At 55.7% G+C, this 25,707-nt stretch carries 25 protein-coding genes; 22 read left to right on the top strand and 3 right to left on the bottom strand.

All coding sequences use genetic code 11. The annotated features are described in order from the left end of the window. Positions 1-146: 146 nt before the first annotated feature. On the bottom strand, positions 147-1,040 hold the full coding sequence (locus tag M2Q46_RS04400; protein WP_035271774.1) for a LysR family transcriptional regulator: 894 nt from the start codon (positions 1,038-1,040) through the stop codon (positions 147-149). Positions 1,041-1,326: 286 nt separating this feature from the next. On the opposite strand from M2Q46_RS04400, the gene M2Q46_RS04395 reads away from it, so the two are divergent. Continuing rightward, positions 1,327-1,467: a hypothetical protein gene (locus M2Q46_RS04395; RefSeq protein WP_021446543.1), complete on the top strand. Its 141-nt coding sequence runs from the start codon at positions 1,327-1,329 to the stop codon at positions 1,465-1,467. Between the two features lie 69 nt (positions 1,468-1,536). Here M2Q46_RS04395 and M2Q46_RS04390 read toward each other — a convergent pair whose 3' ends face one another. Together M2Q46_RS04390 and M2Q46_RS04385 are read right to left on the bottom strand one after the other, a co-directional pair. After that, positions 1,537-2,322: an isocitrate lyase/phosphoenolpyruvate mutase family protein gene (locus M2Q46_RS04390; RefSeq protein WP_197314381.1), complete on the bottom strand. Its 786-nt coding sequence runs from the start codon at positions 2,320-2,322 to the stop codon at positions 1,537-1,539. Positions 2,323-2,383: 61 nt separating this feature from the next. Then, on the bottom strand, positions 2,384-2,845 hold the full coding sequence (locus M2Q46_RS04385; protein WP_009457090.1) for a universal stress protein: 462 nt from the start codon (positions 2,843-2,845) through the stop codon (positions 2,384-2,386). Positions 2,846-3,038: 193 nt separating this feature from the next. On the opposite strand from M2Q46_RS04385, the gene M2Q46_RS04380 reads away from it, so the two are divergent. The 21 genes from M2Q46_RS04380 to M2Q46_RS04280 all read left to right on the top strand — a co-directional run bounded on the left by M2Q46_RS04380 (position 3,039) and on the right by M2Q46_RS04280 (position 25,687). Further along, positions 3,039-4,220 (top strand): acetyl-CoA C-acyltransferase family protein, encoded by a 1,182-nt coding sequence (locus M2Q46_RS04380; RefSeq protein ID WP_060185136.1) that lies wholly within the window; start codon positions 3,039-3,041, stop codon positions 4,218-4,220. Between the two features lie 258 nt (positions 4,221-4,478). Then, positions 4,479-5,651 (top strand): beta-ketothiolase BktB, encoded by a 1,173-nt coding sequence (gene bktB, locus M2Q46_RS04375; RefSeq protein WP_203145800.1) that lies wholly within the window; start codon positions 4,479-4,481, stop codon positions 5,649-5,651. A 185-nt stretch (positions 5,652-5,836) separates the two neighbouring features. Beyond that, positions 5,837-6,598, top strand: coding sequence for a spermidine synthase (locus M2Q46_RS04370; protein WP_035271766.1), 762 nt, complete (start codon positions 5,837-5,839; stop codon positions 6,596-6,598). A gap of 155 nt (positions 6,599-6,753) precedes the next feature. Beyond that, positions 6,754-7,665: an ABC transporter substrate-binding protein gene (locus M2Q46_RS04365; RefSeq protein WP_223254123.1), complete on the top strand. Its 912-nt coding sequence runs from the start codon at positions 6,754-6,756 to the stop codon at positions 7,663-7,665. Between the two features lie 79 nt (positions 7,666-7,744). Then, positions 7,745-8,641 carry an ABC transporter permease gene (locus M2Q46_RS04360; protein ID WP_009457079.1) on the top strand — a complete coding sequence of 299 codons (897 nt, stop codon included), beginning with the start codon at positions 7,745-7,747 and terminating at the stop codon, positions 8,639-8,641. Next, complete coding sequence (locus tag M2Q46_RS04355; RefSeq protein ID WP_009457077.1) at positions 8,641-9,435, top strand: ABC transporter ATP-binding protein; 795 nt, start codon at positions 8,641-8,643, stop codon at positions 9,433-9,435. The genes M2Q46_RS04360 and M2Q46_RS04355 overlap by 1 nt, the downstream gene beginning before the upstream one ends. A 307-nt stretch (positions 9,436-9,742) precedes the next feature. Further along, complete coding sequence (locus M2Q46_RS04350; RefSeq protein ID WP_060185133.1) at positions 9,743-10,981, top strand: efflux RND transporter periplasmic adaptor subunit; 1,239 nt, start codon at positions 9,743-9,745, stop codon at positions 10,979-10,981. Between the two features lie 5 nt (positions 10,982-10,986). Next, positions 10,987-14,181 (top strand): efflux RND transporter permease subunit, encoded by a 3,195-nt coding sequence (locus tag M2Q46_RS04345; protein WP_060185132.1) that lies wholly within the window; start codon positions 10,987-10,989, stop codon positions 14,179-14,181. Continuing rightward, entirely contained in the window at positions 14,181-15,644 is a 1,464-nt protein-coding gene (locus tag M2Q46_RS04340) for an efflux transporter outer membrane subunit (RefSeq protein WP_060185131.1), read from the top strand. Before M2Q46_RS04345 ends, M2Q46_RS04340 begins: the two co-directional genes overlap by 1 nt. 55 nt (positions 15,645-15,699) lie before the next feature. Beyond that, positions 15,700-16,437: a pyridoxine 5'-phosphate synthase gene (pdxJ, locus tag M2Q46_RS04335; RefSeq protein ID WP_009457072.1), complete on the top strand. Its 738-nt coding sequence runs from the start codon at positions 15,700-15,702 to the stop codon at positions 16,435-16,437. A 50-nt stretch (positions 16,438-16,487) separates the two neighbouring features. After that, a complete protein-coding gene (locus tag M2Q46_RS04330) occupies positions 16,488-17,057 on the top strand; it encodes a nitroreductase (RefSeq protein WP_042480868.1) in 570 nt (189 codons plus the stop codon). Positions 17,058-17,276: 219 nt separating this feature from the next. Beyond that, the gene (locus tag M2Q46_RS04325) at positions 17,277-18,107 is read left to right on the top strand and encodes an alpha/beta fold hydrolase (protein WP_137430311.1); all 831 of its coding nucleotides are present in this window, start codon (positions 17,277-17,279) and stop codon (positions 18,105-18,107) included. Positions 18,108-18,125: 18 nt separating this feature from the next. Continuing rightward, positions 18,126-18,563, top strand: a complete 438-nt coding sequence (locus M2Q46_RS04320) for a Zn-ribbon domain-containing OB-fold protein (protein WP_060185129.1) — start codon at positions 18,126-18,128, stop codon at positions 18,561-18,563. 1 nt (position 18,564) lies between these two features. Then, positions 18,565-19,710: a thiolase family protein gene (locus tag M2Q46_RS04315; protein ID WP_060185128.1), complete on the top strand. Its 1,146-nt coding sequence runs from the start codon at positions 18,565-18,567 to the stop codon at positions 19,708-19,710. After that, positions 19,707-20,513, top strand: a complete 807-nt coding sequence (locus M2Q46_RS04310) for an IclR family transcriptional regulator (protein WP_080723684.1) — start codon at positions 19,707-19,709, stop codon at positions 20,511-20,513. Before M2Q46_RS04315 ends, M2Q46_RS04310 begins: the two co-directional genes overlap by 4 nt. Then, positions 20,510-21,736, top strand: a complete 1,227-nt coding sequence (locus M2Q46_RS04305; protein ID WP_257111904.1) for a CaiB/BaiF CoA-transferase family protein — start codon at positions 20,510-20,512, stop codon at positions 21,734-21,736. The genes M2Q46_RS04310 and M2Q46_RS04305 overlap by 4 nt, the downstream gene beginning before the upstream one ends. Beyond that, positions 21,733-22,566 (top strand): alpha/beta fold hydrolase, encoded by an 834-nt coding sequence (locus M2Q46_RS04300; protein ID WP_302356831.1) that lies wholly within the window; start codon positions 21,733-21,735, stop codon positions 22,564-22,566. The genes M2Q46_RS04305 and M2Q46_RS04300 overlap by 4 nt, the downstream gene beginning before the upstream one ends. A gap of 8 nt (positions 22,567-22,574) precedes the next feature. After that, the gene (locus tag M2Q46_RS04295) at positions 22,575-23,321 is read left to right on the top strand and encodes an SDR family NAD(P)-dependent oxidoreductase (RefSeq protein ID WP_083053470.1); all 747 of its coding nucleotides are present in this window, start codon (positions 22,575-22,577) and stop codon (positions 23,319-23,321) included. 33 nt (positions 23,322-23,354) lie between these two features. Continuing rightward, positions 23,355-24,110: an SDR family NAD(P)-dependent oxidoreductase gene (locus tag M2Q46_RS04290; RefSeq protein WP_042480846.1), complete on the top strand. Its 756-nt coding sequence runs from the start codon at positions 23,355-23,357 to the stop codon at positions 24,108-24,110. A 26-nt stretch (positions 24,111-24,136) separates the two neighbouring features. After that, positions 24,137-24,670, top strand: a complete 534-nt coding sequence (locus tag M2Q46_RS04285) for a type II 3-dehydroquinate dehydratase (RefSeq protein ID WP_060185124.1) — start codon at positions 24,137-24,139, stop codon at positions 24,668-24,670. 39 nt (positions 24,671-24,709) lie between these two features. Next, positions 24,710-25,687 carry a TRAP transporter substrate-binding protein gene (locus tag M2Q46_RS04280; protein WP_045929919.1) on the top strand — a complete coding sequence of 326 codons (978 nt, stop codon included), beginning with the start codon at positions 24,710-24,712 and terminating at the stop codon, positions 25,685-25,687. Positions 25,688-25,707 lie beyond the last annotated feature (20 nt).

Here is a 25,707-nt window from a genome sequence, read left to right as displayed (position 1 = left end):
TAGAGCAGTGAAGCAAGCGGGCCTGATGAGGGATGTTCAGGGTTCTGGAGGAATTCCAGACTTGAAGTGTCTGTCATCAGGCCCGTTTTTTATGGGCTGTCTATCTGCCACGAATCCTTGCGACAGGTTCGTGTTGCAGAGGCTTGTTACAGACTTTGCGCTGTGCGCAAGGCACATTCCAGCAGCCGTGAAGTCAGTGCTTGGGGATCACGGTCTGCCCGCAAGATCGCCACAACCCGGCGTTGCAGGGCAGGTTGCTCAATCGGGTATTTATGCAGATTGTGCTCGTGCAGCAGGTTGTCGGGAATGCGGCTCGGCAAGATACAGTCTCCCAATCCTGACGCCACCAGTCGCAACATGGCATCTATGGTTTCGACCTCCGCCACAAATTCGGGGTGCAGGCCGCTGCTGTGAATCATGCGGCGCAGGGCGTAATGGGGCGGAAAACCGATCAGGCGCAAGGCCTGGTGGCTTAAATCTGCACTCGGAAAAGGCTCCAGCTTGGCAGAGATGCGGCACATTTGGTCGTCAAACAGGGTGTGCGAGATCAAGCCGCCACAGTCCACCGCCGAGTCGTATACAAAACCCACATCGGCTTTGCCGCTTTCCACCAAAGCCACTACCTCGGGCGAGCTGCGTCCCAATAAGGACAAATTCACGCCAGGGTGGGCACTCATGAACGCGGCAGCGACATCGGACATGAAGTAGTAACTCAGGGTATGGACGGTGGCCAGCCGCACAGTACCTGAATTGACGCCGTGCTCCTGACGCACGGCATGGATAGCGCTGTCAATACGGCTATAGGCCGGTTCGATTGCTTGGCGCAGCAGCTCGCCCGCATCATTCAGGCTGACTCCGCGCCCGGTACGGGTAAACAGGGTTTGGCCCAGGCTTTGTTCCAGCGAGCTTAATTGTTTGCTCAGGCTGGATTGGCTTTGTCCCAAATCATCAGCCGCTTTGCTGACCGAGCCTAATTGTGCAATGCGTAAAAAACAGCGCAAGGAGCGATCCAGATGATCGGTGGGGCGGGAATCGTGCATGCCATTGTCTCTTTATTGTTGTACTCAAATGGGTGAAAAATGAGTTTTCAAGGGTGCCTGGGGTCTAGGCGAGCCGTAAGATATTCAGGGCAGTTATTTTGGCTTGAATTGTCTATGAAAAAGTCTTGTTTTGAATTGCCTTTATTTTGTCCTAACGTCGCCTAATTTGCATCCATAATGCGCCCATATTATGGCCAAAATTGATTTGTGGTCTAATCATTGATATAATAAAGAAATCGGGGCGCTAAGGGCAGCGCCCCCTGTCGATATTGAGCAGGAGTTATTCGTGAGCAAATCGAAACCAGTACGTCGTAAACAGGCCTTTGAGGTTGAGCCCCTGAATTGGGTGGCTCCCAAGAAAGCAGTCGTAGAAACCGATCAGGAAGCCAAAGTGGACGCGTCCAGCGACCAGGCTCAGGACAGCTAAGTTCTGACTGAAGGGTTAAAAAGCGCAAGCCTTGCAGCTTGCGCTTTTTTTATGCCTGCCTGTCTTGTATCAGGACCAGCGGCGATGGGCTTGGGTGGCCGGCAGATGCCCTTGCTCCAGCAGTTGCAGGCTGGCCTCTTCAAAGCGGTTCCAGGTGGCCAGAGCCAGTTGTGACCCTGTGCTGACACGGCGTACACCGATGGCGGCCAAATCGGGCACGTTCAGTCCCGGATGAATCAGCAGCACATTGAGGGGCGTAGGTGCCAGTGCCTGGACCACTTGGGCAATATCGTCCAGATCGCGTAATCCGGGGGCGTAGACCACATCGGCGCCTGCCTGGGCAAAGGCTTTTAGCCGGGTTATGGTTTGTCCCAGATCCAGCGCGTCAATCAGCAGGCCTTCGCTGCGTCCTATTAACAGAACGTCCTCGCCACTGTTGAGAATCGCTTGCTTGGCAGCCCGTATGCGGGCCACAGCCAACTCAAGGTCATACAGTTCGTCGCCATGGCGATCTTCAATGGACAAGCCTGCAATGCCGGTTTCAATGGCCAGGCGGACGTTTTCGGCGACCTGTTCGGGCTCATCGGCAAAGCCATTTTCAAAGTCGGCGTTCAGTGGCAGATTCGTGCTGGCCGCCAGTTCTCGCAAATGCGCCAGCAGGGCATCCCGGCCCACCTCAAAATCTTCCAATCCCTTTGACCAGGCAAACGCAGCGCTGCTGCTGGCAATTGCCTGTGCACCCAGTCGTTCCAGACGCTTGGCTCCACCTATGTCCCAGGGGTTGGGCAAAATCAGTAAGCCACTTTCATGCAAGGCTCGAAAACGGCGTCGTTTTTCCTGTGTGCTGACGTTCATGCGGGACTCCTGAGAATAAAAAACGCAAACCGGAGTTTGCGTTTTGATGCCTGGCCGCGTTTTATTTTTTCTTGGCTTTCTTGCGGATCACCAGAACGGGGATTTCCGAGTAGGTCAGAACGTGCTGGGTTTCGCTGCCCAAGAGCAGGCGCTTGTAGCCCTTGCGGCCATGCGAGGACATGACGATCAGGTCAGCTTTCTGCTTTTCAGCGGTAGAAATAATGGCATCGGCCACCAGTTCGGACTTCACCACCAGGCCCTTGACCGAGACACCAATGTCTTTACCGGCCTGCTTGACGGCGGCCAGCTCGGATTGGGCGTGCTCTACCCAGGAGGCTTCGATACGGCTATCGAGCTTCTGGTCGATAATGGGGCCGCCCTCCAGGTAGCTTTGGCGATAGCGCGGAATGACGCGCAGGGCCAGCAATTTGGCGCCGCTGGTCTTGGCCAGATTCAGGGCATGGGTGACAGCGTGGGCGGACAGTTCTGAGCCGTCGGTACATACCAGGATACGCTCGTACATGAGGGGGAATCCTATAAAAAGGGTTATCAAGAACGTGTCTTGTGGGTAAGGTATCAAACCATACTGCGAATTACGGTCTTTGTGTCTGCTTTATGGTTTTCCATGGCAGCCGTGTATATTCGAGTGGACGTTTTTGTCAGCTTGGCTTTTTTATGCTGGTCATCATATCCCAATGGGATTGAGGGAGATTCATATGAAAGAAGTGGTTGTAGTCCAGGCATGCCGTACCGCGATTGGTGATTTTGGTGGTGGACTGAAGAATGTGTCGCCAATCGAAATGGGAGCCACGGTATTGCGCGCGGTACTGGACAGAAGTGGCGTATCGGCGGCAGACGTTCAGCATGTAGTGATGGGGCAGGTTATTCAAACCGAGCCGCGCGATATGTACTTGTCGCGTGTGGCTTCGGTGCAGGCGGGCGTGGGCCACGGAACACCGGCCATGAACGTCAACCGTTTGTGCGGTTCGGGTCTGCAAGCCATTGTGTCGGCCGCGCAGGGCATTCTGGTCGGTGATGCCAAGGTGGCTTTGGCAGGCGGAGCAGAAAGCATGAGCCGTGCGCCCTATATGTCCAGTGCTCATCGCTGGGGCGCTCGCATGGGGGACTCGGTCATGATGGATATGATGACTGGTGCACTGACGGATCCTTTTGATCGCGTTCATATGGGCATTACGGCCGAAAATGTGGCCCGCCAATACGGCGTGACCCGAGCCGATCAGGACGAGCTGGCATTGGAATCGCACCAGCGTGCCCGTCGCGCGATCGAGCAGGGCTATTTTAAAGAGCAGATCGTGCCCATTATCCAGAAAAGCCGTAAGGGCGAGATCGTGTTTGATCAGGACGAGCACGTACGTCTGGACGCCACGATGGAAAACTTTACCGGCCTGAAACCTGTGTTCATGCCTGAAGGCGGCAGTGTTACGGCAGGTAATGCCTCGGGCCTGAATGACGGTGCAGCCGCTGTCTTGCTGATGTGCGCGGAAGAAGCTCGCCAGCGTGGGCTGAAGCCTTTGGCCAAGCTGGTGTCCTGGGGGCATGCCGGGGTGGATCCCAGCATTATGGGTATTGGGCCTGTGCCAGCCAGCCGTCTGGCACTGGAGCGCGCCGGTTTGAGCGTGTCGGATCTGGATGTGATCGAGTCCAACGAAGCTTTTGCCGCCCAAGCGTGCGCAGTTGTGCGTGAACTGGGTCTGGATCCGGCACGGGTGAACCCCAATGGTAGTGGTATCAGCCTGGGCCACCCTATTGGCGCGACCGGCGCCGCTATTACAGTCAAGGCCTTGCATGAACTGCAGCGTGTCCAAGGTCGTTACGCGCTGGTCACCATGTGTATTGGCGGTGGGCAGGGGATTGCGGCGATTTTCGAGCGTCCTTGAACCTTGCTGATTATTTCTCTTTAAGCTTCGTTTAAAGCGCAGAAAAGCCGGAAGTGCTACGAGTCACTTTCCGGCTTTTTTTCGGCATATACAAGTAAATCTTATAAAAACGCCGACTTGATTATTTGTTTTTGTAGTGGAGCCTCGTATCCAGCCAATTGCATTGAATTGTTTTAAAAGTAATGCATGGCTTGGGTGACTGAGCATGAAGCCCTTGTTTTTTCTCATCGGAATAAAACGGAATAAAAGGAGATTCATATGCAAGAAGTCGTTCTGGTTCAGGCTTGTCGAACCGCTTTTGGTAATTTTGGTGGCTCGTTACGGAATGTGCCCCCCATTGAGATGGGGGCGGCGGTCATGCAGGAAGTGTTGGGCAGAAGTGGAGTATCTGCCTCGGAGGTGGAGCAGGTAGTGATGGGGCAGGTGGTGCTGACCGAGCCCCAGGATGTCTATGTGGCGCGTGCAGCCTCCATGAAAGCAGGAGTGGCTCATGAGGCGGTTGCCATGAATGTGAACCGCTTATGTGCATCCGGTTTGCAGGCCATTATTTCGGCAGCGCAAGCGATTGTATTGGGTGAGGCTCGGGTGGCCTTGGCCGGCGGTGTTGAAAGTACCAGTCGAATGCCTTATCTGGCGCCAAGCCAGCGCTGGGGGAGTCGCATGGGCAGTGTGGCCTTGGTAGATGTCTTGTCGGAGATTTTCATCAGTCCTTTGACTCGGGAGCATGTGGGGGTGACGGGGGAGAATGTCGCCAGAAAATACGGTGTGTCCCGCTGTGAGCAAGATCAGTTGGCCCTGGAGTCGCACCGTAGAGCGGCTCGTGCCATTGAAAATGGGTACTTTAAGGAGCAGATCGTCCCGCTGGCGGCCCACGATGGGAGCATCTTCGAGCAGGATGAGCATGTTCGGCATGATGGCAGTCTGGAGCAGCTTGCCGCCTTGAAGCCTGTTTTCCAGAGCGACGGGGGGACGGTGACGGCCGGTAATATCTTGGGTCTGGCGGATGCGGCGGCGGTGGTGCTGATGATGGAAGAGGGGCAGGCACGCCGTCAAGGCTTGAAGCCTTTGGGCAAGCTGCGCTCATGGGCGCATGCGGGCGTGGACCCTCAATTTGCGGGAATGGGGCCGGTGCCATCGACTCGCTTGGCGCTCAAGCGGGCGGGACTGACGGTAGCCGATATTGATGTGATCGAGTCCAATGAGGCGTTTGCAGCACAGGTGTGCGCCGTTGCCAAAGAATTGGATTTTGATCCGGAGCGAGTCAATCCAAATGGCGGCAGCATTAGCATGGGGCATCCTTTGGGGGCGACAGGAGCGGCACTGGTAGTCAAGGCCTTGCATGAGTTGCAGCGCATCCAGGGGCGGTATGCTCTGGTCACCATGTGTCATGGCGGTAGCGAGGGAGTAGCCATGATTATCGAACGTCAGTGAGCCGTTCCCCATCAAGTGATCGCTGTTATGATGGCGCCTTGCTAAAAACGCCGGAAGTGGCGCAATGCCGCCTTCCGGCGCTGTTTTCTCTGTCGTCAGGCCATATCCAGGTTCAGGATTATGTGGGGTGCCACGTTGCTCCCGTGTGAGCCGGGCCGCCTGACTGCTTTGCAAGGAAGAGTTTCATGGCTGGTGAGCAGGGGGACGATAGTCCTACGTTGTCGGAAAGCGAAGGGATCCGTTATCTGCACTTTGGAACGGAGTGGATTCAAGGTGCAATGCGTATTCGCAAGCCCGCTGAATTGGTCTTGGCCTACACACAACAAATGATGGCCTGGCTGCTATTTATGGAAGACCCCAAACCCGAGCACAAGCTGGCTATTCTGGGGCTGGGGGCGGGTTCCCTGCTGCGTTTCTGCCTGAAGCAGACCAGCAGTCAGGTGCAGACGGTGGAATGGAATCCGTCGGTGATCGGCATGTGCAATGCCTTTTTCCGGCTGCCGCGCAGCCCGCGGTCCCTGATTGATCAGGCCGATGCCGGTGTCTGGGTACAAGACAGCGATCAGCACAGTCAGTATCGTGCCTTGATGGTGGATTTGTACGACGCTCACGCCGAAGGCCCGGTACGTGACAGTCTGGAGTTCTATCAGGATTGTCGTGCGGTGCTGGATGATGAGGGCATCATGACCGTCAATCTTTTTGGTGCCCACCCCAGCTTCAAACATAATATTGACAACATTCGTGAAGCCTTTAATGGCAAAGTATTGCTCTTGCCTGAAATGGACGAGGGCAATCAGGTGGTTCTGGCCTTCAAAGGCAGCACGCTGGAGATGACAGCCGGAGAGCTGCTGAGTCGGGCCGAACAAGTGCAGGCCGATTATGGTTTGCCGGCTACACGTTGGGCCAGGGAACTGCTCTCGTTCCGTCGCCAGATGCAGGACCAGTAGGAGAGCGGGGCAGGGATTACCTGAAGGGTCAAAGTCCTGTCGTTCGCGTTAGACTAAACATCTAAAATTTTCGTTTTTTTGCATCTAAGGAGTATTGGATGAAACTGATCAGATCGGTGCATCAGGTGGCGGCCGCTTTGGCTTGTGTAGGATTGATGTCGGGCGCTGCAGTTCATGCGCAATCTGTATCGGTATCGTCGATTGTGGAACATCCGGCTCTGGACGCCATTAAGGATGGAGTACACAAAGCGCTGACCGATGCTGGTTATAACGAAGCCTCCGGCTTCAAATGGCAGTTTCAGACCGCCCAGGGCAATCCGGCGATTGCCGCTCAGATCGCTCGTAAGTTCGTCGGTGACAAGGCTGACGTGATTGTGGCCATTTCCACTCCTTCGGCGCAGGCCGTGGTGTCGGCAACCAAGACTATCCCTGTGGTGTATTCGGCCGTGACCGATCCTGTGGTGGCACACCTGGTGCCCAGCATGGCACCGTCGGGCACCAACGTGACAGGCGTGTCCGATGCGCTGGCACTGGAAGCCCAGGTTGATCTGATCAAGAAAGTCGTGCCTGATGCCAAGCGCGTGGGTATGGTTTACAACCCTGGCGAAGCCAACTCCGCCGTGGTCGTTAAAGAAATGAAAGAATTGCTGCCCAAGCACGGCATGACGCTGGTGGAAGCCACCGCGCCTCGTACCGTGGACGTGGGGGCGGCTGCTCGTAGCCTGGTGGGCAAGGTCGATGTGATCTACACCAATACCGACAATAACGTGGTGTCGGCCTACGAGTCCCTGGTAAAAGTAGGCGTGGACGCCAAAGTGCCTTTGATCGCTTCGGACACCGACAGTGTGGCCCGTGGTGCTATCGCAGCTCTGGGCGTGAACTACTACAACCTGGGTCTGCAGACCGGTCAACAGGTCATCCGTATTCTGAAGGGTGAAAAACCCGGTGATATGGCTTCTGAAACCAGCAGCAATCTGGAACTGTATGTCAATCCGGGCGCTGCCAAGCGCCAAGGCGTTTCGCTTAACGAGGACTTCGTGAAGTCCGCAACAAAAATCGTCGAATAAGCCTGATTTGACTGCTTCTTGCAGGTGGGTTGCCACAAGCTGCCCGCCTGTTTCTTTTGTATCCTAGACGTCCAACAATATGTCTATTTATTCAATGTGGGGGGCCCTGGAGATTGGTCTGATTTTCGGACTGGTTGCTCTGGGTGTTCTGATTTCTTTTCGCATCCTGCGATTTCCTGACCTGACGGTCGATGGTAGTTTTCCTTTGGGTGGGGCGGTTGCCGCCATCCTGATCAGCCAGGGCAATGATCCTTTCCTGGCGACTGTAGTGGCCACTTTTGCTGGTGCCATTGCCGGCACGATTACTGGCTGGTTGAACGTACGCCTGAAAATCATGGATCTGCTGGCCAGTATCCTGATGATGATCGCCTTGTATTCCATCAACCTGCGCATCATGGGTCGTCCCAATGTGCCCCTGATCATGGAGCCGACGGTCTTCACGATTCTGCAGCCCGAATCCATCGCTGACTATATTGCTCGTCCCTTGATGCTGATTGGGTTGGTAATCATTGCCAAACTGGCGCTGGATTGGTTTTTCGGTACGCAAACTGGCCTGGCCATGCGCGCTACCGGCGCCAATGCCCGTATGGCCCGTGCTCAAGGCGTGGCAACTGGCAATATGCTTTTGCTGGGAATGGCTATTTCCAATGCCCTGGTCGCCTTGGCCGGTGCCTTGTTTGCACAATCGCAGGGTGGGGCGGATATCTCCATGGGCATCGGGACCATCGTGATTGGTCTGGCTGCCGTGATTGTGGGTGAAAGCATCTTGCCCGCACGCAAACTGTTCTACGCCACCTTGGCCGTGGTGCTGGGTGCGATTCTGTACCGCTTCTTTATTGCTTTGGCTCTGAATGCCGATGTGATCGGCCTGAAAGCGCAGGACTTGAACCTGGTCACCGCTTTGCTGGTTACCGTGGCACTGGTGATTCCATTGCTCAAGAAAAAGCGTGCTCGTAAACAGAAGGGGGCCCAGTAATGTTAGAAGCAAAAGATCTGTCCCTGACATTTAATCCGGGTACGCCCATTGAAACCCGTGCCTTGCGCGGTTTGTCCCTGACCATTCCGGAAGGGCAGTTCGTGACCGTGATCGGTTCCAACGGTGCGGGCAAGTCTACTTTTCTGAATGCGATCTCGGGCGACCAGTCTGTTGATGATGGCCAAATCATGATCGACAAGGTAGACGTGACTCGCCGCCCGGTCTGGGAGCGAGCCAATTGGGTAGCACGTGTGTTTCAGGATCCGATGGCCGGTACCTGTGAAGATCTGACCATTGAAGAAAATATGGCGCTGGCCACCTGCCGTGGCAGCCGCCGTGGGCTGAGCCGTGCCGTGCGTCACTCCATGCGCGCTGAATTTGCAGAGCGTCTGGAAACCTTGGGTCTGGGTCTGGAAAACCGTCTGACAGACCGCATCGGTTTGTTGTCCGGTGGCCAACGTCAGGCCGTCAGCCTGTTGATGGCGGCCTTGCGTCCTTCCAAGATCTTGCTGCTGGACGAGCATACGGCTGCGCTGGACCCGCGTACGGCTGACTTTGTTTTGCAACTGACCAATCGTATTGTGCGTGAAGGTGGCCTGACCACCATGATGGTCACGCACAGTATGCGTCAGGCTCTGGATGTGGGTGATCGCACGGTCATGTTGCACCAGGGCAAGGTGGTGCTGGATGTCAGTGGTGAACAGCGTCAAGGCCTGGATGTGCGAGATCTGCTGGAGATGTTCGAGCGGGTTCGGGGTGAGACTTTAGCCGACGATAGTTTATTGCTAGGTTAGAAAGCACTATCCCGGATTTGGAAAACCGCGTGAACTCTAGGGGTTAAACGCGGTTTTTTTATATTCAAAAAACCCTAGGTATATGATAATACGTGTTCTTTTGGCATAGGCAGACAACGGAGCGGGTGCAAGGGGGTAGCTGGCTAATCGTAGTCGCCAAATAATGGCAGGATCGAAATGAGTCTCATCGCAAATTTTCCTGTTTGATTTGCGCTTTTTCGACATATACTTGCTGCTTGTCCAAACCATACAATCCAGTCAGTTTAAGCGTTAAACTCCCATGCAACGCTTAGCTCAGGAGTTCTTCATGTCATTTCAAAGCTTGTTGGGTCGGCAGACTTTTCGTATTGCTGCCTTCTCTTCCTTGGTTCTGCTCGCCGCTTGCGGCAACAAAGAGCCTCAAGCTCCGGCCGGCGGGATGAAGGTCCCGGTCAGTGTGATTACCGTCCAACCGACTTCTACCGAGTTGTTCTCCGAGCTGCCTGGACGAGTCGAAGCAATTAAAGATGCACAAATCCGCGCCCGTGTTTCCGGGATTGTGGAAGAGATCAACTTTGAGCAGGGCGCTGATGTCAAACAAGACCAGCTCTTGTTTACCATTGACCCGGCTCCGTACCGTGCAGTTCGTAATCAGGCTGCAGCCCAGCTGAAAAACGCCCAGGCTGACGCACAAAGTGCCAAGCAATTGGCGCAGCGTTACGAGCGTCTGATCAAGGAAAATGCGGTTTCCCGCCAGGATTACGACAACGCCAAGGCCCGCGCCATGCAGGCCGATGCCGCCATTGCCGCTGCACAGGCGACCCTGGACAGCGCCAATATTGATCTGGGCTACACCAAGATTGTGTCGCCCGTGTCGGGCCGTATCGGCAAGTCCCTGGTTACCGAAGGTGCTCTGGTTTCTGCCGCCAACGCCACCCATATGGCCACCGTGCAGCAACTGGACCGTGTCTATATTGATGTGACGCGTTCCACCGCTGAGCTGACGCAACTGCGTCGTGCCATGGCTGCTGGTACGTTGAAGTCGGCTGGTGAAGGCCAGGCCAAAGCCAAGGCCGTGCTGGAAGATGGCTCCCTTTACGATCAAGATGGCGTTTTGCTGTTTAGCGGTGTCAGCGTGGATCCTTCCACTTCGCAAGTAACCTTGCGTGCCGTGTTCCCGAACCCTGATGAAATTCTCTTGCCCGGTATGTACGTACGCGTTCGTCTGGAACAAGGTGTGATTCCGGATGCCTTGCTGGTGCCCGCGCAGGCTGTTCAGTACACCTCGGATGGCGCTTCTAATATTTACGTGGTTCGTGAAGAGAAAGCCCAGTCCGTACCTGTCGTGTTGGGACCCGAAAGCGATGGTCAGTATGTAGTGGACAAAGGCCTGCAAGCCGGCGACCAGATCATTGTCGAAGGCTTCCAGAAGATTCGTCCCGGTGCCCCTGTCCAGACGATGCCTTGGAAGGGCAACAAGTCAGCCGCTGCACCTGCTCCTGATGCGGCCCCCGCACAGGAACCGGCCGCCGCTGCTGAGCCAAACGAAGCCAAGTCTAGCGAGTAAGCGACATGCCTCAGTTTTTTATTGAAAGGCCCATTTTTGCATGGGTCGTTGCCTTGGCGATCACGCTATTTGGCTTATTGGCTTTGCCCAATATGCCTGTAGCGCAGTATCCCGATGTGGCACCACCTTCGGTCACCATCCGGGCGACCTACCCAGGTGCAACGGCGGAAGACGTTGCCAGTACGGTAGCCAGTGTGATCGAAGATCAGCTGAACGGTGCCAAAGGCCTGCTGTACTACGAGTCCGTCAGTGACTCCTACGGCTCGACCGAAATCACCGCCACGTTCCGTCCTGGTACCAATCCTGACATGGCTCAGGTGGACGTCCAGAACCGGGTCAGCAACATTACCGCGTCCTTGCCGACAGCGGTGATGGAGCAGGGCCTGCACGTGGAGCAGTCCAGTACCGGCTTTCTGCAAGTGGTGACCTTGTCCTCCACGGACGGCAGTCTGGATCAGACAGCTCTGGCTGACTACATCGAACGCAATATCAAGAACACGATTTCTCGTGTTCCTGGTGTGGCTCGCTTCCAGCTGTTTGCAGCCGGTCGCGCCATGCGTGTGTGGCTGGACCCTGCCAAGCTGGTCGGTTACCAGATGAGCCCAGCGGACGTGACCAACGCCATTCGTCAGCAAAACATGCTGGTGTCTGCCGGTATTCTGGGTGGCCCACCCAATCAGGACAGTCAGCGTGTGGCCGCACCCATTACGGTGAACGGTCAGTTGGCAACCGTGGAAGAGTTTGAAAACATCATTCTGCGCTCGCAGCCTGATGGCTCGACCGTGCGTATTAAAGACGTCGCTCGTGTGGAAGTGGGGGCGGACAACTACCAGTTTGGTGCCCGTCTGAACAGCAAGCCGACAGCGGCTTTTGCTATCTCCTTGTTGCCTGAGGCGAACGCGCTGGATACTGCCGCGGCAATTAAAGTCGAAATGGAGAAGTTGGCCGAGTTCTTCCCGGAAAACATCCGCTACGACATTCCTTACGACACCTCGCCCTACGTGGACAAGTCCATCACCCAGGTGGTTTACACCTTGCTGGAAGCCATGGTCTTGGTGTTCATCGTGATGTACGTGTTCCTGCAAAACGTGCGCTACACCCTGATCCCCGCACTGGTGGTGCCGGTGGCTATCTTGGGGGCTTTCGCGGTGATGCAGGTGCTGGGTATGTCAGTGAACGTGCTGACCATGTTCGCGATGGTGCTGGCCATTGGTATTTTGGTGGACGACGCGATCGTGGTGGTGGAGAACGTCGAACGTATCATGGTGGAAGACGGGCTCTCGCCTAAGGAAGCGACCAAGAAAGCCATGCCGCAAATTAGTGGCGCTATTGTGGGTATTACGCTGGTGCTGTCGGCCGTGTTCTTGCCCCTGGCATTCATGGCCGGTTCGGTGGGGGTGATTTACCGTCAGTTCTCGGTGGCCATGGCCGTGTCGATTGCCTTCTCCGGCTTTTTGGCACTGACCTTTACACCTGCCTTGTGCGCGACTTTGTTGAAACCTATCCCCAAGGGCCATCACGAAACCAAGCGTGGCTTCTTTGGCTGGTTCAACCGTGTCTTTACGCGTACCACCAATGGTTACGAAAGCTTTATTGGCAAGACCTTGCGTCGTGGCGGTCGGATGATGTTCATCTACCTGATCATGGTGCTGGTGCTGGGCTTCCTGTACATGCGTATGCCAACCGCGTTCTTGCCCGAGGAAGATCAGGGCTACGTGATTGCCAACATCGAACTGCCTGCCGGTTCGACGGCCAACCGTACGATTGAAACCATCTCCAAGGTAGAGGACTACTTCAAAGAGCAGCCTCAGGTTGAAAACATCATTGCTGTGCAAGGCTTCAGCTTTAACGGTAGTGGTTTGAACTCGGCGATTGCCTTTGTGCCCTTGAAAGACTTCAACGAACGTAAAGGCAAGGAAAACTCGGCTCAAGCCATTTCCGGCAAGGCCATGGGCCAATTGCTGTTCGGTTTGCCCGACTCCATGGTGATCGCGATTGTGCCCCCCGCTATTTCTGCTCTGGGTAACTCCTCGGGTATTGATATGCGTCTGGAAGACCGCGGTGGCATGGGGCACGATGCCCTGATGGCAGCAGCGGATCAGTTGCTGGCCCTGGCCAAGGCAAGCCCTGTGTTCGATCCACAGAGTGTACGTATCACGGGCTTGGGACCTGGCAAACAGATCCGTCTGGAAATTGACCGTGACAAGGCGGCTGCCTTGGGTGTGAACTTCAGCGAAGCCTCTGCCTTGATCAGTGGCGCCCTGGGCTCGTCTTTTGTGGGTAAATTCACCAACCAGGGACGTGTGCAAAGTGTCTGGGTGCAAGCTGATGCGCCATATCGCATGACCATCGACGATGTGCTCAAGCTCAACGCTCGCAACAGCGAAGGCAAGATGGTTCCGCTGTCGGCCTTTGTCAGCCAGACGACCGAACAGGGTCCGGTACAGATCGTGCGCTACAACAGCTACGAGTCTGTCCGTATCGGTGGTGGCCCCGCTCCAGGCTATACCTCGGGTGAAGCCATGATCGAGATGGAAAACCTGATGAAGCAGTTGCCTAGCGGCTTTGGTGTGGACTGGACAGGTCTGTCTTATCAAGAGCGTCAGGCCGCAGGCCAGTCCGCTATCTTGATGGGCTTGGCGGTTCTGGTGGTGTTCATGCTGCTGGCTGCCTTGTACGAAAGCTGGGCGATTCCGCTGTCGGTGATGCTGGCCGTACCGCTGGGTATGCTGGGTTCGGTCTTGCTGGTCTCCGGTCTGGGTATGCCTAACGACGTGTACTTCCAGGTGGGTATCGTGACGGTGATCGGTCTGTCAGCGAAGAACGCGATTCTGATTGTGGAGTTTGCCAAGGATGCCTACGCACGTGGTGCTACCTTGATCGACGCCACTCTGGAAGCCGCTCGCTTGCGTTTCCGTCCTATCTTGATGACCTCTTTCGCCTTTGTGCTGGGTGTGGTGCCTCTGGCTACCTCCACTGGTGCGGGTGCTGCCAGCCAGAACGCCGTGGGTCTGGGTGTGCTGGGTGGTATGTTGGCCGCAACGCCTTTGGCTGTCTTGATGGTGCCGACCTTCTTTGTCGTGATCCTCAAGCTCTTTAAAACTAAACCCCGTCTGTTTGGCGAAGCCGCTAAATTGCACGAGGAAGAACAGGCCAAACAAGCTGCACAGCCGGCCGGTTCGCAAGGAGGACAGCACTGATGTCTAGCATGTTTTTACGTAGCCCCTTGGTGCTGGCCGTGGCGTTTGCCTTGTCGGCTTGCTCCTTGGCACCGAAGTACGAGCGTCCTGATTCTCCCGTGCCCGCACAATTCCCTCTGGCCCAGCAGGGCCAGGCGGATGCGGCACAGGCTGCTGATCTGGGCTGGCGTGAATTCTTTACGGATCCGCGTCTGCATGCCCTGATCGAGCAGGCTCTGGAGAATAACCGCGATCTGCGTATTGCCACCCAGCGCATCGAGGAAGCTCGCGCGCAATACGGCGTGGCACGCAGTGACCAGTTGCCCAGCATTGGTGTGCAGGCGGCCGAGCAGGCCACCCACACACCGGCTGAACTGCGTCCTGGTGGCCCAAATTCGGCCCCCGTAACCCGTACGTTCCAGGCCGGTGTCGGTATCACTGCTTTCGAGCTGGACTTCTTTGGTCGAGTGCGTGATCTGGCCCGTGCTGCTCAAGAACAGTACTTTGCCACCGAGCAGGCTCAACGTACCGCCCATATCGCCCTGGTGGCGGGCACCGCCGAAGCCTACTTCAAGGTACGTACTGCCGAAGAACTGCATGCTTTGATGAGCAATACCTTGCGCAGCCGTCAAGAGACATTGCGCCTGGTGCAGTCTTCTTACGATGCCGGTACGGTGTCGGCGCTGGACCTGAACCAGGCCAAGGTGCAATACAACACCGTGCGTTCCGATATGCAGGCTGTCGAGCGTGATCGTCAGCGTGCACTCAATGCCTTGCAGGTCTTGTTGGGCGGTGAAATACCGGCTGACTTGCCAGCAGGCTTGCCCTTTACCCGTGCTCAGCTGATGCCTAGCTTGCCTGTAGGGTTGTCGGCCGAGTTGCTGGAGCGTCGTCCTGACATCCTGGCCGCCGAGCACGTCTTGCGTGGTTCCAACTACAGCATCGGTGCAGCACGCGCTGCTTTTTTCCCGCGTCTGAGCCTGACCGGTCTGCTGGGCTTCATGAGCCCCGAGCTGGGTGGTCTGTTCAGTTCGGGTAACCGTTACTGGCAGTTCCAGCCGCAAATTACCATGCCGCTGCTCTCGGGCAGTACCTGGGCCAATTTGGATCTGGCCGAGGCTCGTCGTGACATTGCGATCAGCCAGTATGAAAAAACCATTCAGGAAGCCTTCCGCGAAGTGGCTGATGCTTTGGCGGGCGAAGCCACCTACGGTCAGCAGATCGACGCCTTGCAAGAGGTTGATCAGGCTGCCAGCGAAAGCTTGCGTCTGGCCAAGCTGCGTTACGAAGTGGGTATAGACAGCTTCCTGCAGGTGCAAACGGCGGAAGTCAGCCTGTACGGTACGCGTCAAGCCTATATTCAGACTGGCTTGGCATCCCTGATGAACCGGGTCGAGTTGTACAAGGCTTTGGGTGGCGGCTGGACAGCTGAAACCGTCAAGCCTGAAACAAAGACCCAGGCCACTGGGACAGCACCGGAGTAAACAGGCGATAATACGTCTGGTCATTCATCCCTGAAACTACGGAGGTCCTTGGGGAATGTTAGAACTGGGCGTCAATATCGATCATGTGGCGACGCTGCGCCAGCAGCGTCTGACCACATACCCTGATCCAATTCAGGCCGCTTTGCGAGCAGAAGAAGCCGGAGCGGACCTGATCACCTTACATCTGCGTGAAGACCGGCGTCATATTCAGGATGCCGACGTCGAGGCCCTGCGCCCCGTACTGCGTACCCGGATGAATCTGGAATGCGCCATCACCACCGAAATGCTGGACATTGCCTGCCGTATCAAACCGGACGATGTCTGCCTGGTTCCCGAACACCGTGCTGAACTGACGACCGAAGGTGGTCTGGATGTGGTCGGTCATCTGGACCAGGTCAAGGCTGCTGTGCAGCAATTGCAGGCTGCCGGTATTCGCGTTTCGCTGTTCATTGATGCCGACCCGGCGCAAATCCGAGCCGCCAGCGACGTGGGTGCCACCGTGATCGAACTGCACACCGGCACCTATGCGGATGCTCAAACGCCCGAGCAGGCCGCCAGCGAACTGGAACGTATCCGTGCCGGTATTGCTCAAGGTGTGTCGCAAGGTCTGCGTGTGAATGCGGGTCATGGCCTGCACTACGGCAACGTACAAGCGATTGCCGCCTTGCCGGGGCTGACGGAGCTTAATATTGGTCACGCCATTGTTGCCCAGGCTGTCTTTGACGGTTGGGAAAAAGCCGTGCGCGACATGAAAGCCCTGCTGGTGCAAGCGGGCGCTCCTGCTCAAGCCTGACTGAGCCCTGCCATCTGGGCAGGGCACTCTTAACTGATTCTGGAAGCACTATGAGTACCATTGATTCCCTATTGTCCCGCCGCTCCATCAAGCTGGTGCAAGGCCCCGGGCCGAACGAGCAAGAGCTGGACCTGATTTTGCGCGCTGCCATGGTCGCTCCTGACCATGGTCGTTTGCAGCCTTGGCGCTTTTGCCTGATCCGCGGTGAAAACGTGCAGGCTCTGGGCGAACTGGCCATTGCCGCCAATGAGCGCGCCGGTAATCCATTGACCGAGCAGAAAGCTGCCAGCGTCCGCGCCTGGCTGGCCAAAGTGCCCATGCTGATTGCTGTAGCCAGCCACATCGATCATGGTGAAGAAAAAATCCCTGAACTGGAGCGTGTTCTGGCAACGGGCGCAGCTGTCAGCAATATGCTGCATGCGGCTCATCAACTGGGCTTTGGCGCTTTCTGGAGCACCGGCCTGGGCACCTATGGTGAAGAAGTTCCTGAAGCCTTGGGTTTTGATTCCCTGGATTACCAGTTCCTGGGCTTTGTGTCGGTGGGTACGCCTATTCACAATCTGGGTCCTGCCCAGCGTCCCGAGCCACAAAAGTTTGTGACGGAGTGGCAAGCTGCTTGAGTCCAGCTGATGATGAACCGGTTCTAAAATAGCGCTGTTTCCATGGCATCACCCGGAGTGGTGATTGCTTTGGAACGTTTTAAATAGCCTGAATCCTTTCTGGATTCGGGCTTTTTTTGTGCCCTAGGGTTTGTACTGATAGGCATGAAGCTAACCACGCTTTTATCATTATTCCATACATTAGAATGACATTCCGTTAAACGGAATATAAACAGGAAAATGATGAAACAAGTCAGCACACAGCACTTGATGCTTCCCGATGGGGCCGAACTGCATTACGCAGAAATTGGGCAGCCCAGCGCATCTCGTCCATCCGTGCTCATGCTGCACTCCCTGTTTTTCAATGGAGGCATGTTCCTGCCCGTGATTCAGGCGTTGCAAAACGAATGGCACATTATTTGCCCGGATCATCGTAATCAGGGCTTGAGCACCGCAGGCCAGAAGCCCGCCACCATGCATCAGTTGGCACAGGACTACGCGTTCCTGGCCCAAGCACTGCGGATTTCTTCCTTGCATGTAGTGGGTAGCTCGATGGGAGGTTACGTGGCTCAGGAGCTGATGCAGCGTGCACCTCAGTTGGTCCGTTCTGCTGTCCTGTCTTGCTGCACCTCGATGGCAGAACAGCAGAAAGAGCGCTTTGACCAACTGGAAGCGCAACTGCGTCGGGATGGCGGTGCACCCTATGTCTCGGCCTTGCTGCAAACCATGTTTGGAGACGCCTTTCTGGCAAGCACAGACCTTGCTGCTCAGGCTCAGCAGGAGCAGTGGCGCGACTACTTCACACATTTGCCTCCCAGCATTGCCAACTCAGTCAATGGCGTGTTTGCCCGTCCTGACTATCAGTCTCTTTTGGCAGGCAATAGCACCCCTCATTTGTTGATCAGCGGTGCTTTGGACAGAGCTAAAAAGCCCGCTGATATGGAGCATATGCACAGCTTGCTTCCACACAGCACACATACGGTATTTGAGCAGTCCGGTCACACGGCGCCGGTTGAAGTGCCCGAAGCCTTCGCACTGCAAATTGAGAATTTTTGGAATCAAGTTAATTAATGCTGCAAGGATTAATTCATGCCAGTTACTGAATCTACTGAGCTGCCGACGGCGATGGCTTTCGGTGCAAATGCACAGCCGATACGAGATATTGCGTCAGACCAGGCTAGCCAGTTTGTTATTGAAGATGGAGCGGTCTTGTTGCGTGGCAGCCAGAGCCGTTCCAGCGGCAGCAAGGCTTTTCCTGTCCGTGAAGTGTGTATGGAAACGGGTGCTCGAGACATGCAAGACATGTTTTTTGGCCCATTTGGAAAGCTCTACAGTTTTTCCACCATTTATGTTTCCGCGTCGCGTCCCACGCCTTACACCTTGGGATATGTAGATTTTCCTAACGGAGTTCGTGTTTTGGCACACGTACGTTGTGAAGACCTGAGCGCCTTGTATTGCGATATGCCTGTCAGTACTGCCACCGATGGCAATGACTGGTTTGTAACTCCTATGTCGGCGGAGAAGTAAGGTGAGTGAAGCATATGTAGTCGGCGCGGCCATGATTCCCATGGCTCGTCATAAAGAATCCAGCTATACCGGTTTGGCCTTGCCCGCAATCCTTAACGCGATGGCCAGTGCCGGTGTACAGGCTCAGGATATTGATGCTGTTGTTTGCGGCCACGCCTTTGGTGGCATGTTGACGGGACAGCGTCTGGTCAAGGAAATCGGTATTGGTACAGTGCCTGTCGTCAATTGCGATAACGCCTGCTCGGGTGGGGCCACGGCCATTCACTTGGCCTGGAAAGATATCCAGGCTGGTCGACACGATATCGTGCTGGTGATCGGTGTGGACAAGCTGACGCAGTTTGGCGGAGGCACCTTGCCTTTGGTGCAGGAGGATCCCGAGGTCCAGCAGGGCTTGGTGATGCCTGCAGTGTATGGCATGCGTGCTCGTCGTTACCTGCATGAACGCAATCTGGGGCCAGAAGTTCTGGCGCAAGTCTCCATCAAGGCTCGCACACACAGTCAACATAATCCCTATGCACAGTATCGTGATCCGCTGACGGTGGAACAGGTGCTGGCATCTCGTCCTATTTGTGACCCGCTGACCTTGCTGCAATGTTGCCCTACGGGTGACGGCGCGGCGGCCTTGATCATGGTGTCCGAGCGCGCCCTGAAACGTTTGCAGAAACCTGCCATGCGGGTCGCTGCGTCGGTGCTGCATTCCGGTCAGGCGACCAGCGGTTTTCGCGACATGACTCGTCCCGAGATTTCGGCGGAATCCGCCCGCGACGCCTACAAGATGGCGGGGATTACAGCCAAGGATCTGGATGCGGTTGAGCTGCATGACGCGTTTACAATCGCCGAACTTATTTATTACGAAGCACTAGGTTTGTGTGAGGTCGGGCAGTCTGCTCAGTTTCTGCTGGATGGCCGTAGTACCTACGGCGGTGATGTGGTGGTGAACCCCAGTGGCGGTTTGCTGGCCAAGGGTCACCCAGTGGGAGCAAGCGGTGTGGCCCAAGCCGTGGAAATGTACTGGCAACTGACACACCAAGCCGGAGAACGTCAGGTTCCTGATGCTCGCTACGCCATGACTCACGTCACGGGTGGCGGTATTGCGGGCCTTGATCATGGTGCTTGTGCAATCCATATTTTTGAAGCCCAGATATGACCACACAAAACACGTCCACCTCTACTAGTTCAACCGGAACCGTAAGCCGTGCGCTTCAGCTATTGGCTGTCTTGGCAGAGTCCAACGGCCCGGTAACCGTCAAGCAAGTGTCCGAGCAAATGGGCCTGGCCCCTTCAACAGCTCACCGCTTGCTGAATCTGCTGCGTAAAGATGATTTTGTTGCGGTGGTCAGTGGTGGAAGTGGTTTGTACAGCATCGGGCCTGAATTTTATCGAGTAGCGGCGCAAGTGATGAGCGCTGAATCCAAGCCTGCATTGGCACAAAAATCGCTGGACGAGATTGCTTCCGAGTTCAACGAGACGGTCCTGTTTGGCACGTATGCCGTCAGCGAGTCTGCCATGAGTTTTGCCGCCATCGCACGAGGCGAGCACAAGCTGCAATATCAGATTGATTTGCACAAGCCCATGTCCCTGGTCTGGGGGGCTTCCGGCAAGGCTATTTTGGCGTATCTGGATCAGGACACGATAGAGCGTGTGTATGCCAAGGCCGAGACCTCTCCGGCGCAAGATGCACCTTTGCCTGCTTTGGAGTCGCTCCTGGCAGAGCTGAGCGAAGTGCGCCAGAACGGCTATGCCCACAGCATGAGCGAGAAGTTGCCTGATGCACGCGGGGTTGCTGCACCTGTTTTTGATAACCACGGCATTGTGGGCTGTATTTGTTTGACCATGCCCACCACCCGTGTGCCCAGTGCAGGTTTGAGTGCCATTACCGCTGCCGTTATTCATCATGCCGAAAAACTGTCCGAGATGTTCGGATACCGACATAGAAAAACCAAATTATGAGTCATACCGCTACCGCTCAGCCCCTGGCAGGCTATAAGGTCATCGACCTCACTACCTTTTTGTCCGGCCCCTTCTGCACACAAGTGCTGGGGGACCTGGGGGCTGAAGTGGTCAAGATCGAGGCACCGGAAGGTGACTCCAGTCGCAGTATTCCCCCCCATTTTGTGGGTGAGGATAGTGCTTACTATCTGAGTATTAATCGCAATAAAAGCAGTTTGGCGGTGAATCTGAAAACCGCTGAAGGGCTGGACCTGGTTCGACAACTGATCCTGAAAGCGGATGTGGTTGTGGAAAATTACCGCCCGGGCGTGGCGGCCCGTCTGGGCCTGGACCCACAAGCCTTGTGTGAAGAACACCCCGGTCTGGTCTGGGCGTCCATTAGTGGTTTTGGGCAAACCGGCCCGGACCGTGACAAACCTGCTTACGACATGATTGTGCAAGCCTTGTCAGGCGTCATGAGCCTGACCGGCGAAGAAGGCAGACCAGCCGTACGTTTGGGCATTCCAGCCGGTGATACGGTCGCTGGCTTGTACGCGACTATCGCCATCAATGCCGCCCTGGCCGACAGGGAACGTACCGGTAAAGGCCGGATTGTGGATGTGGCGATGCTGGATTGCCAGTTGGCCATGCTGTCTTATCAAAGTGCCTATGCCTTGATTGCGGGAGTGACGCCCGCTCCCCAGGGGGCCAAGCATGACTCTATTCCTACCTACCGCTCTTTCCGGGGTGGTGATGGCCGCGAGTTTGTGGTGACGGCCAATACCGAGAGAATGTGGCAAGGCTTGTGTCGTGTACTGGGCCTGGAGTCGCTCCTTGATGATGAACGCTTCCAGACTGGTGCCAGTCGCCTGAAAAACAAACATGCCTTGTGGGAGCAGCTTGAAAGCGCTTTCGCGACACAGGCGGCTGCTTATTGGATTCCATTATTGGAAGAGCACAGTGTCCCGGTTGCGCTGATCCAGTCCGTGCCAGAGGCATTGGCACATGCACGCGATTCAGAACGCAGCATGATTCTGGCCCTTCAAAATGAAGATCACAGTATTGAGGTCGTTGGAAACCCCATCAAATTTGTGGGCGCCGAAGCCACTCCATCTCGTTTCCCTCCCAGGAAGGGCGAGGATGATGCACGCGTGTTGGGTGAGTGGTTAAGCCTGTCTGCTGAGGCCGTGTCGTCTTTACAAAGTAAAGGCGTGTTGTTGAACAGCACGTGTAGCCAAGCATGACGACCCCATTGGCCAGGCTTCCTTACCCCGGGTCCTTGCTCGTTGCGCAGAAGGGCACGAGCGGCGATGAATGTGTCATTGCCTTGCACTCCATCGGGGTCGATGCGCATTCCTTTGACGCACTGTTCAGCCACTTGGCTGCCGATTATCCGTGTCTGAGTTACGACCTGCGAGGCCATGGCTCGGCCGCTGCGTTGTCGCAGTTCGACCTGGATACCTTGGTGGATGATGCCGTCAAGGTGGTGGAGTCCTGCCGTTTTGACAAGGTTCATTTGCTGGGGCATTCGATTGGTGGGGTGATTGCGGCGTTGGCAGCGGCCAGGCTGGCCGATCTTCCCTCTAAAAAGGTGCAAAGCCTGAGCATTGTCGCCAGCCCGCCAATGGGCTTGGCGGTCTTTGGTGAGCGGGCCCAGGCCATGCAGCATGAAAGTCGTCAAACCATTGTAGAGACCACCATGCAGCGCTGGTTTGGTGGCCTGGAGACCAGCCCTGAGCTAGCCCAGGCCATGCAGTACGCAGAGCAACAGCTCAGCCTGGTTCCGGTGCAGACATTGCTGAGCAGTTGGCAAAGTTTTGCCCAGTTTTCCGGGTACGGTGAGCTGGCGGCGCACTTGCCGGCCACTTTGCTGCTGACGGGCAGTCACGATCTGTCTACGCCCGCCAGTGCCATGCAGATCATCCTGAATGCCTTGCACAAGGCGGGCAGGACACAGACAGCCTTGCACATTCTTGATGGGGGAGGGCACATGTTGCCACTGACCCCGCCCGATACCTTGATGGCCTTGTTATTGGCGCATTTCAAGGCATCTGGCACCACACATTTTCGCTAGGAACGCTTATGTCAGACTTTACAGGCCGAATTGTTGTTGTCACAGGTGCCGCAGCAGGCATAGGCCAGGCTGTATGCCAGCACCTGCTGGAGCTGGGTGCCATTGTTGGCGGTATTGACCGTCAGCCTGAGGGCATTCCGGAAGGGGTTACGGCTTTGACTGCCGATGTGACCGATCAGGAGTCCTTGAATCGAGCGCTGGCCGGATTCGCCCAGGAACAGGGTCGTATTGATGTCTTGGTCAACAACGCCGGTGTGAGCTTTGTGGGCACGATAGAAGATGGCAGTGACGAAGACTGGCTGCGGATTTTTAACATCAACGTGCTGGGCTATATGCGTAGTACGCGTGCGTGTTTGCCGTATTTGCGTCAGTCGAAAAATGCCGTGATCGTCAATATGTCTTCTTGCACCGCGATCAATGGTTTGCCCGAGCGTGCGCTGTATTCAGCCAGCAAAGGGGCGATCCAGTCCATGACGCTGGCCATGTCCGCCGATTTGATTGCCGAGCAGATTCGCGTAGTGGGCATTGCCCCCGCCACCGTAGACACCCCCTTCATGACCGAGCTGGCCAATCGCACTAGCGATCCGGTGGCCAAGCGCAATGAGTTTCACCGTCGCCAACCCACCGGGCAAATGGTTCAGCCCGAGGAGGTGGCTCGCCTGGTTGCCCACGTTGCCCATCCGGGCGCGCTGTCTTACACCGGCACCATCATCAATATTGATGGTGGTATGGCTACCTTGCGTATGCCTGCCTGAACACATTCATACCCATACCAATAAGGAACTATCGTGAGATTTGAAAATAAAACAGTGATTATCACCGGAGCAGGCCAAGGGATTGGTCGTGCCTACGCGCAAGAATTTGCCAAGGCAGGTGCTGCGGTGGTGGTTGCTGATTTGAACATCGAAAAAGCACAGGCTGTTGCAGCAGAAATTCAGGCAGAAAATGGTCAGGCCCTGGCTGTCAAAGTTGATGTGTCGGACGACAAGAGTACGGCCGAGATGGTTGCGCAGGCAGTCAAAGCCTTCGGCACAGTAGACGTGCTGATTAACAATGCGGCCGTTTTCTCGACTCTGAAAATGAAGCCATTTGAAGAAATCGACGCAGACGAGTGGGACTTTGTGATGGGCGTCAATGCCCGTGGTGTCTTTAACTGCATCAAGGCGGTATCGCCCTTCATGAAGCAACAGCAAAGCGGCAAGATCATCAATATTTCTTCCAGCGTTGTGGTTACGGGCCGTGCGAATTACGCGCACTACGTGGCCTCCAAAGGGGCGGTTGTCGCCTTGACCCGCGCCCTGGCTACCGAGCTGGGTGAATACTGCATCAACGTCAATGCCATCAGCCCGCACGGCATTGTGACCGAAGTGCCACGCGACACCATTCGTCCAGAGCAATGGGACGCCATCATCGCTGCCCAAACCCTGAAGCGCAAAGGGGATGTCAGCGACATGATCGGCGCCACCATGTTCCTGGCTTCCGATGAAAGCAAATACATCACTGGTCAGACACTGAATGTGGATGCTGGTCTGCGTTTTAACTAATCCCACTTGGCAAGAGGCTTCCAAACATGAGTGCACATAACTTCACCATCACCCGTTCTTCCAACCGCAAACACCTTATCGCTGTGATTGATGGCCCGAACATGTCGAGCCTGGGTAAGCGCAGCAAAAAAGTCTATGGAAACATTCAGTCCCTGGACGAGCTCAAGGAGTGTGTGCGCAACTTTGGTGAGCAGTTGGGTGTAGAGGTAGAAAGTTTTTCATCCAACCATATGGGCGATATTTTGGAATACATCCACGAGTCCGCTCATCGGGTAGATGGCTACCTGATCAATCCCGCTGGCCTGACCACGATTGGGGAAGGTGTGCGTCATGCCCTGGAAGACACTGAGTTGCCCGTGATGGAAGTTCACTTCTCGAATATCGCTGCAAGTGCAGGCGCGGCCCGTGGTTTGGGCGGTGGCAGCATTCAGTCCAGCTTCACCCATACCGCTACTGGCATTTGCATGGGCATGCGTCATTACAGCTATCTGGCTGCCCTGACCGCCATGACCCTGGCTCTGGATGATCAGAGCTTCCTGGGCCGTCCTTCAGGTCAGTAGTCCACCTCTTTTCATATAACGATTAATACGGAGGAAGACATGAAAAAGTTTTCTCTACTCGCTACCGTTTTTGCCGCTGTTGGCTTGTTCAGCAGTGTTGCCGCTCAGGCAGAAATTAAACCCGTTACGCTGAAGTTTGCGCATATTTATGCTGCCCAGGACCACTGGGGGCAAACAGCAGAGCGCTTCAAGGCTGCTGTTGAAGAGCGTTCGGGCGGGAAAATCAAGATCAATATCGACGCCAATGGCTTGACCGGTGACTGGCCCCAGTCCATCGAAGGTTTGCGCATGGGTACCAACCACATTGTGCTGCAAAGTGTAGGAGCACTGGACCGCTATGCAAAATCGGCTGGTGTCGAAGCTTACCCCTACCTGATTCGCGATATGGATCACTACCGTGCGGTTTATACCGGCCCAGTCGGCCAGGAACTGTATGACCAGATCGCCAAGGAAAGCGGGTTCAAGCTGGTGGGGGCGGCCTATCGTGGCGCTCGCTACCTGACCTCGAACCGGGTGATTCAAAACCCGGACGATTTGCATGGCCTGAAAATGCGTGTCCCACCACTGCGCATGTATCGCAGCACCTGGACCACGCTGGGTGCCAGCCCGGTGCCTATGGGCATGGCTGAGCTGTTCACTTCCCTGCAGCACGGCATGATTGATGGTCAGGAAAACCCCCTGGAAGTGATCAAGAACGTCAATCTGTTCGAGGTTCAAAAGAACGTGGCTGAAACCCAGCACACCATCGGCGCCATGACCTTGATCTACTCGGACGCCTACTTCAAGAAATTGCCCGAGGAAACACGTCAGATTCTGCAGGAAGAGGGCGAGCGTGTCATGAAGGAAGCCACGGATCGCATGATCGTGGAAGAAGAAAACATGAAGCAGTTTCTGATCGGAAAAGGCATGGCATTTAACGCGGTCGACCGCGAAGCCTTTGCGACCAAGATTAAAGCCATGGATGCAGAGTTCCCCGAGCTGCAGGTTTGGCTGGATAAAATCCGCGCCGTTCAATAATGAAAAGATCGGGACATGCG

Source organism: Alcaligenes sp. YSL9 (genome assembly GCF_030515105.1).
Lineage (GTDB): Bacteria > Pseudomonadota > Gammaproteobacteria > Burkholderiales > Burkholderiaceae_B > Alcaligenes > Alcaligenes phenolicus.
This window is presented reverse-complemented; position numbering and strand designations above follow the sequence as displayed.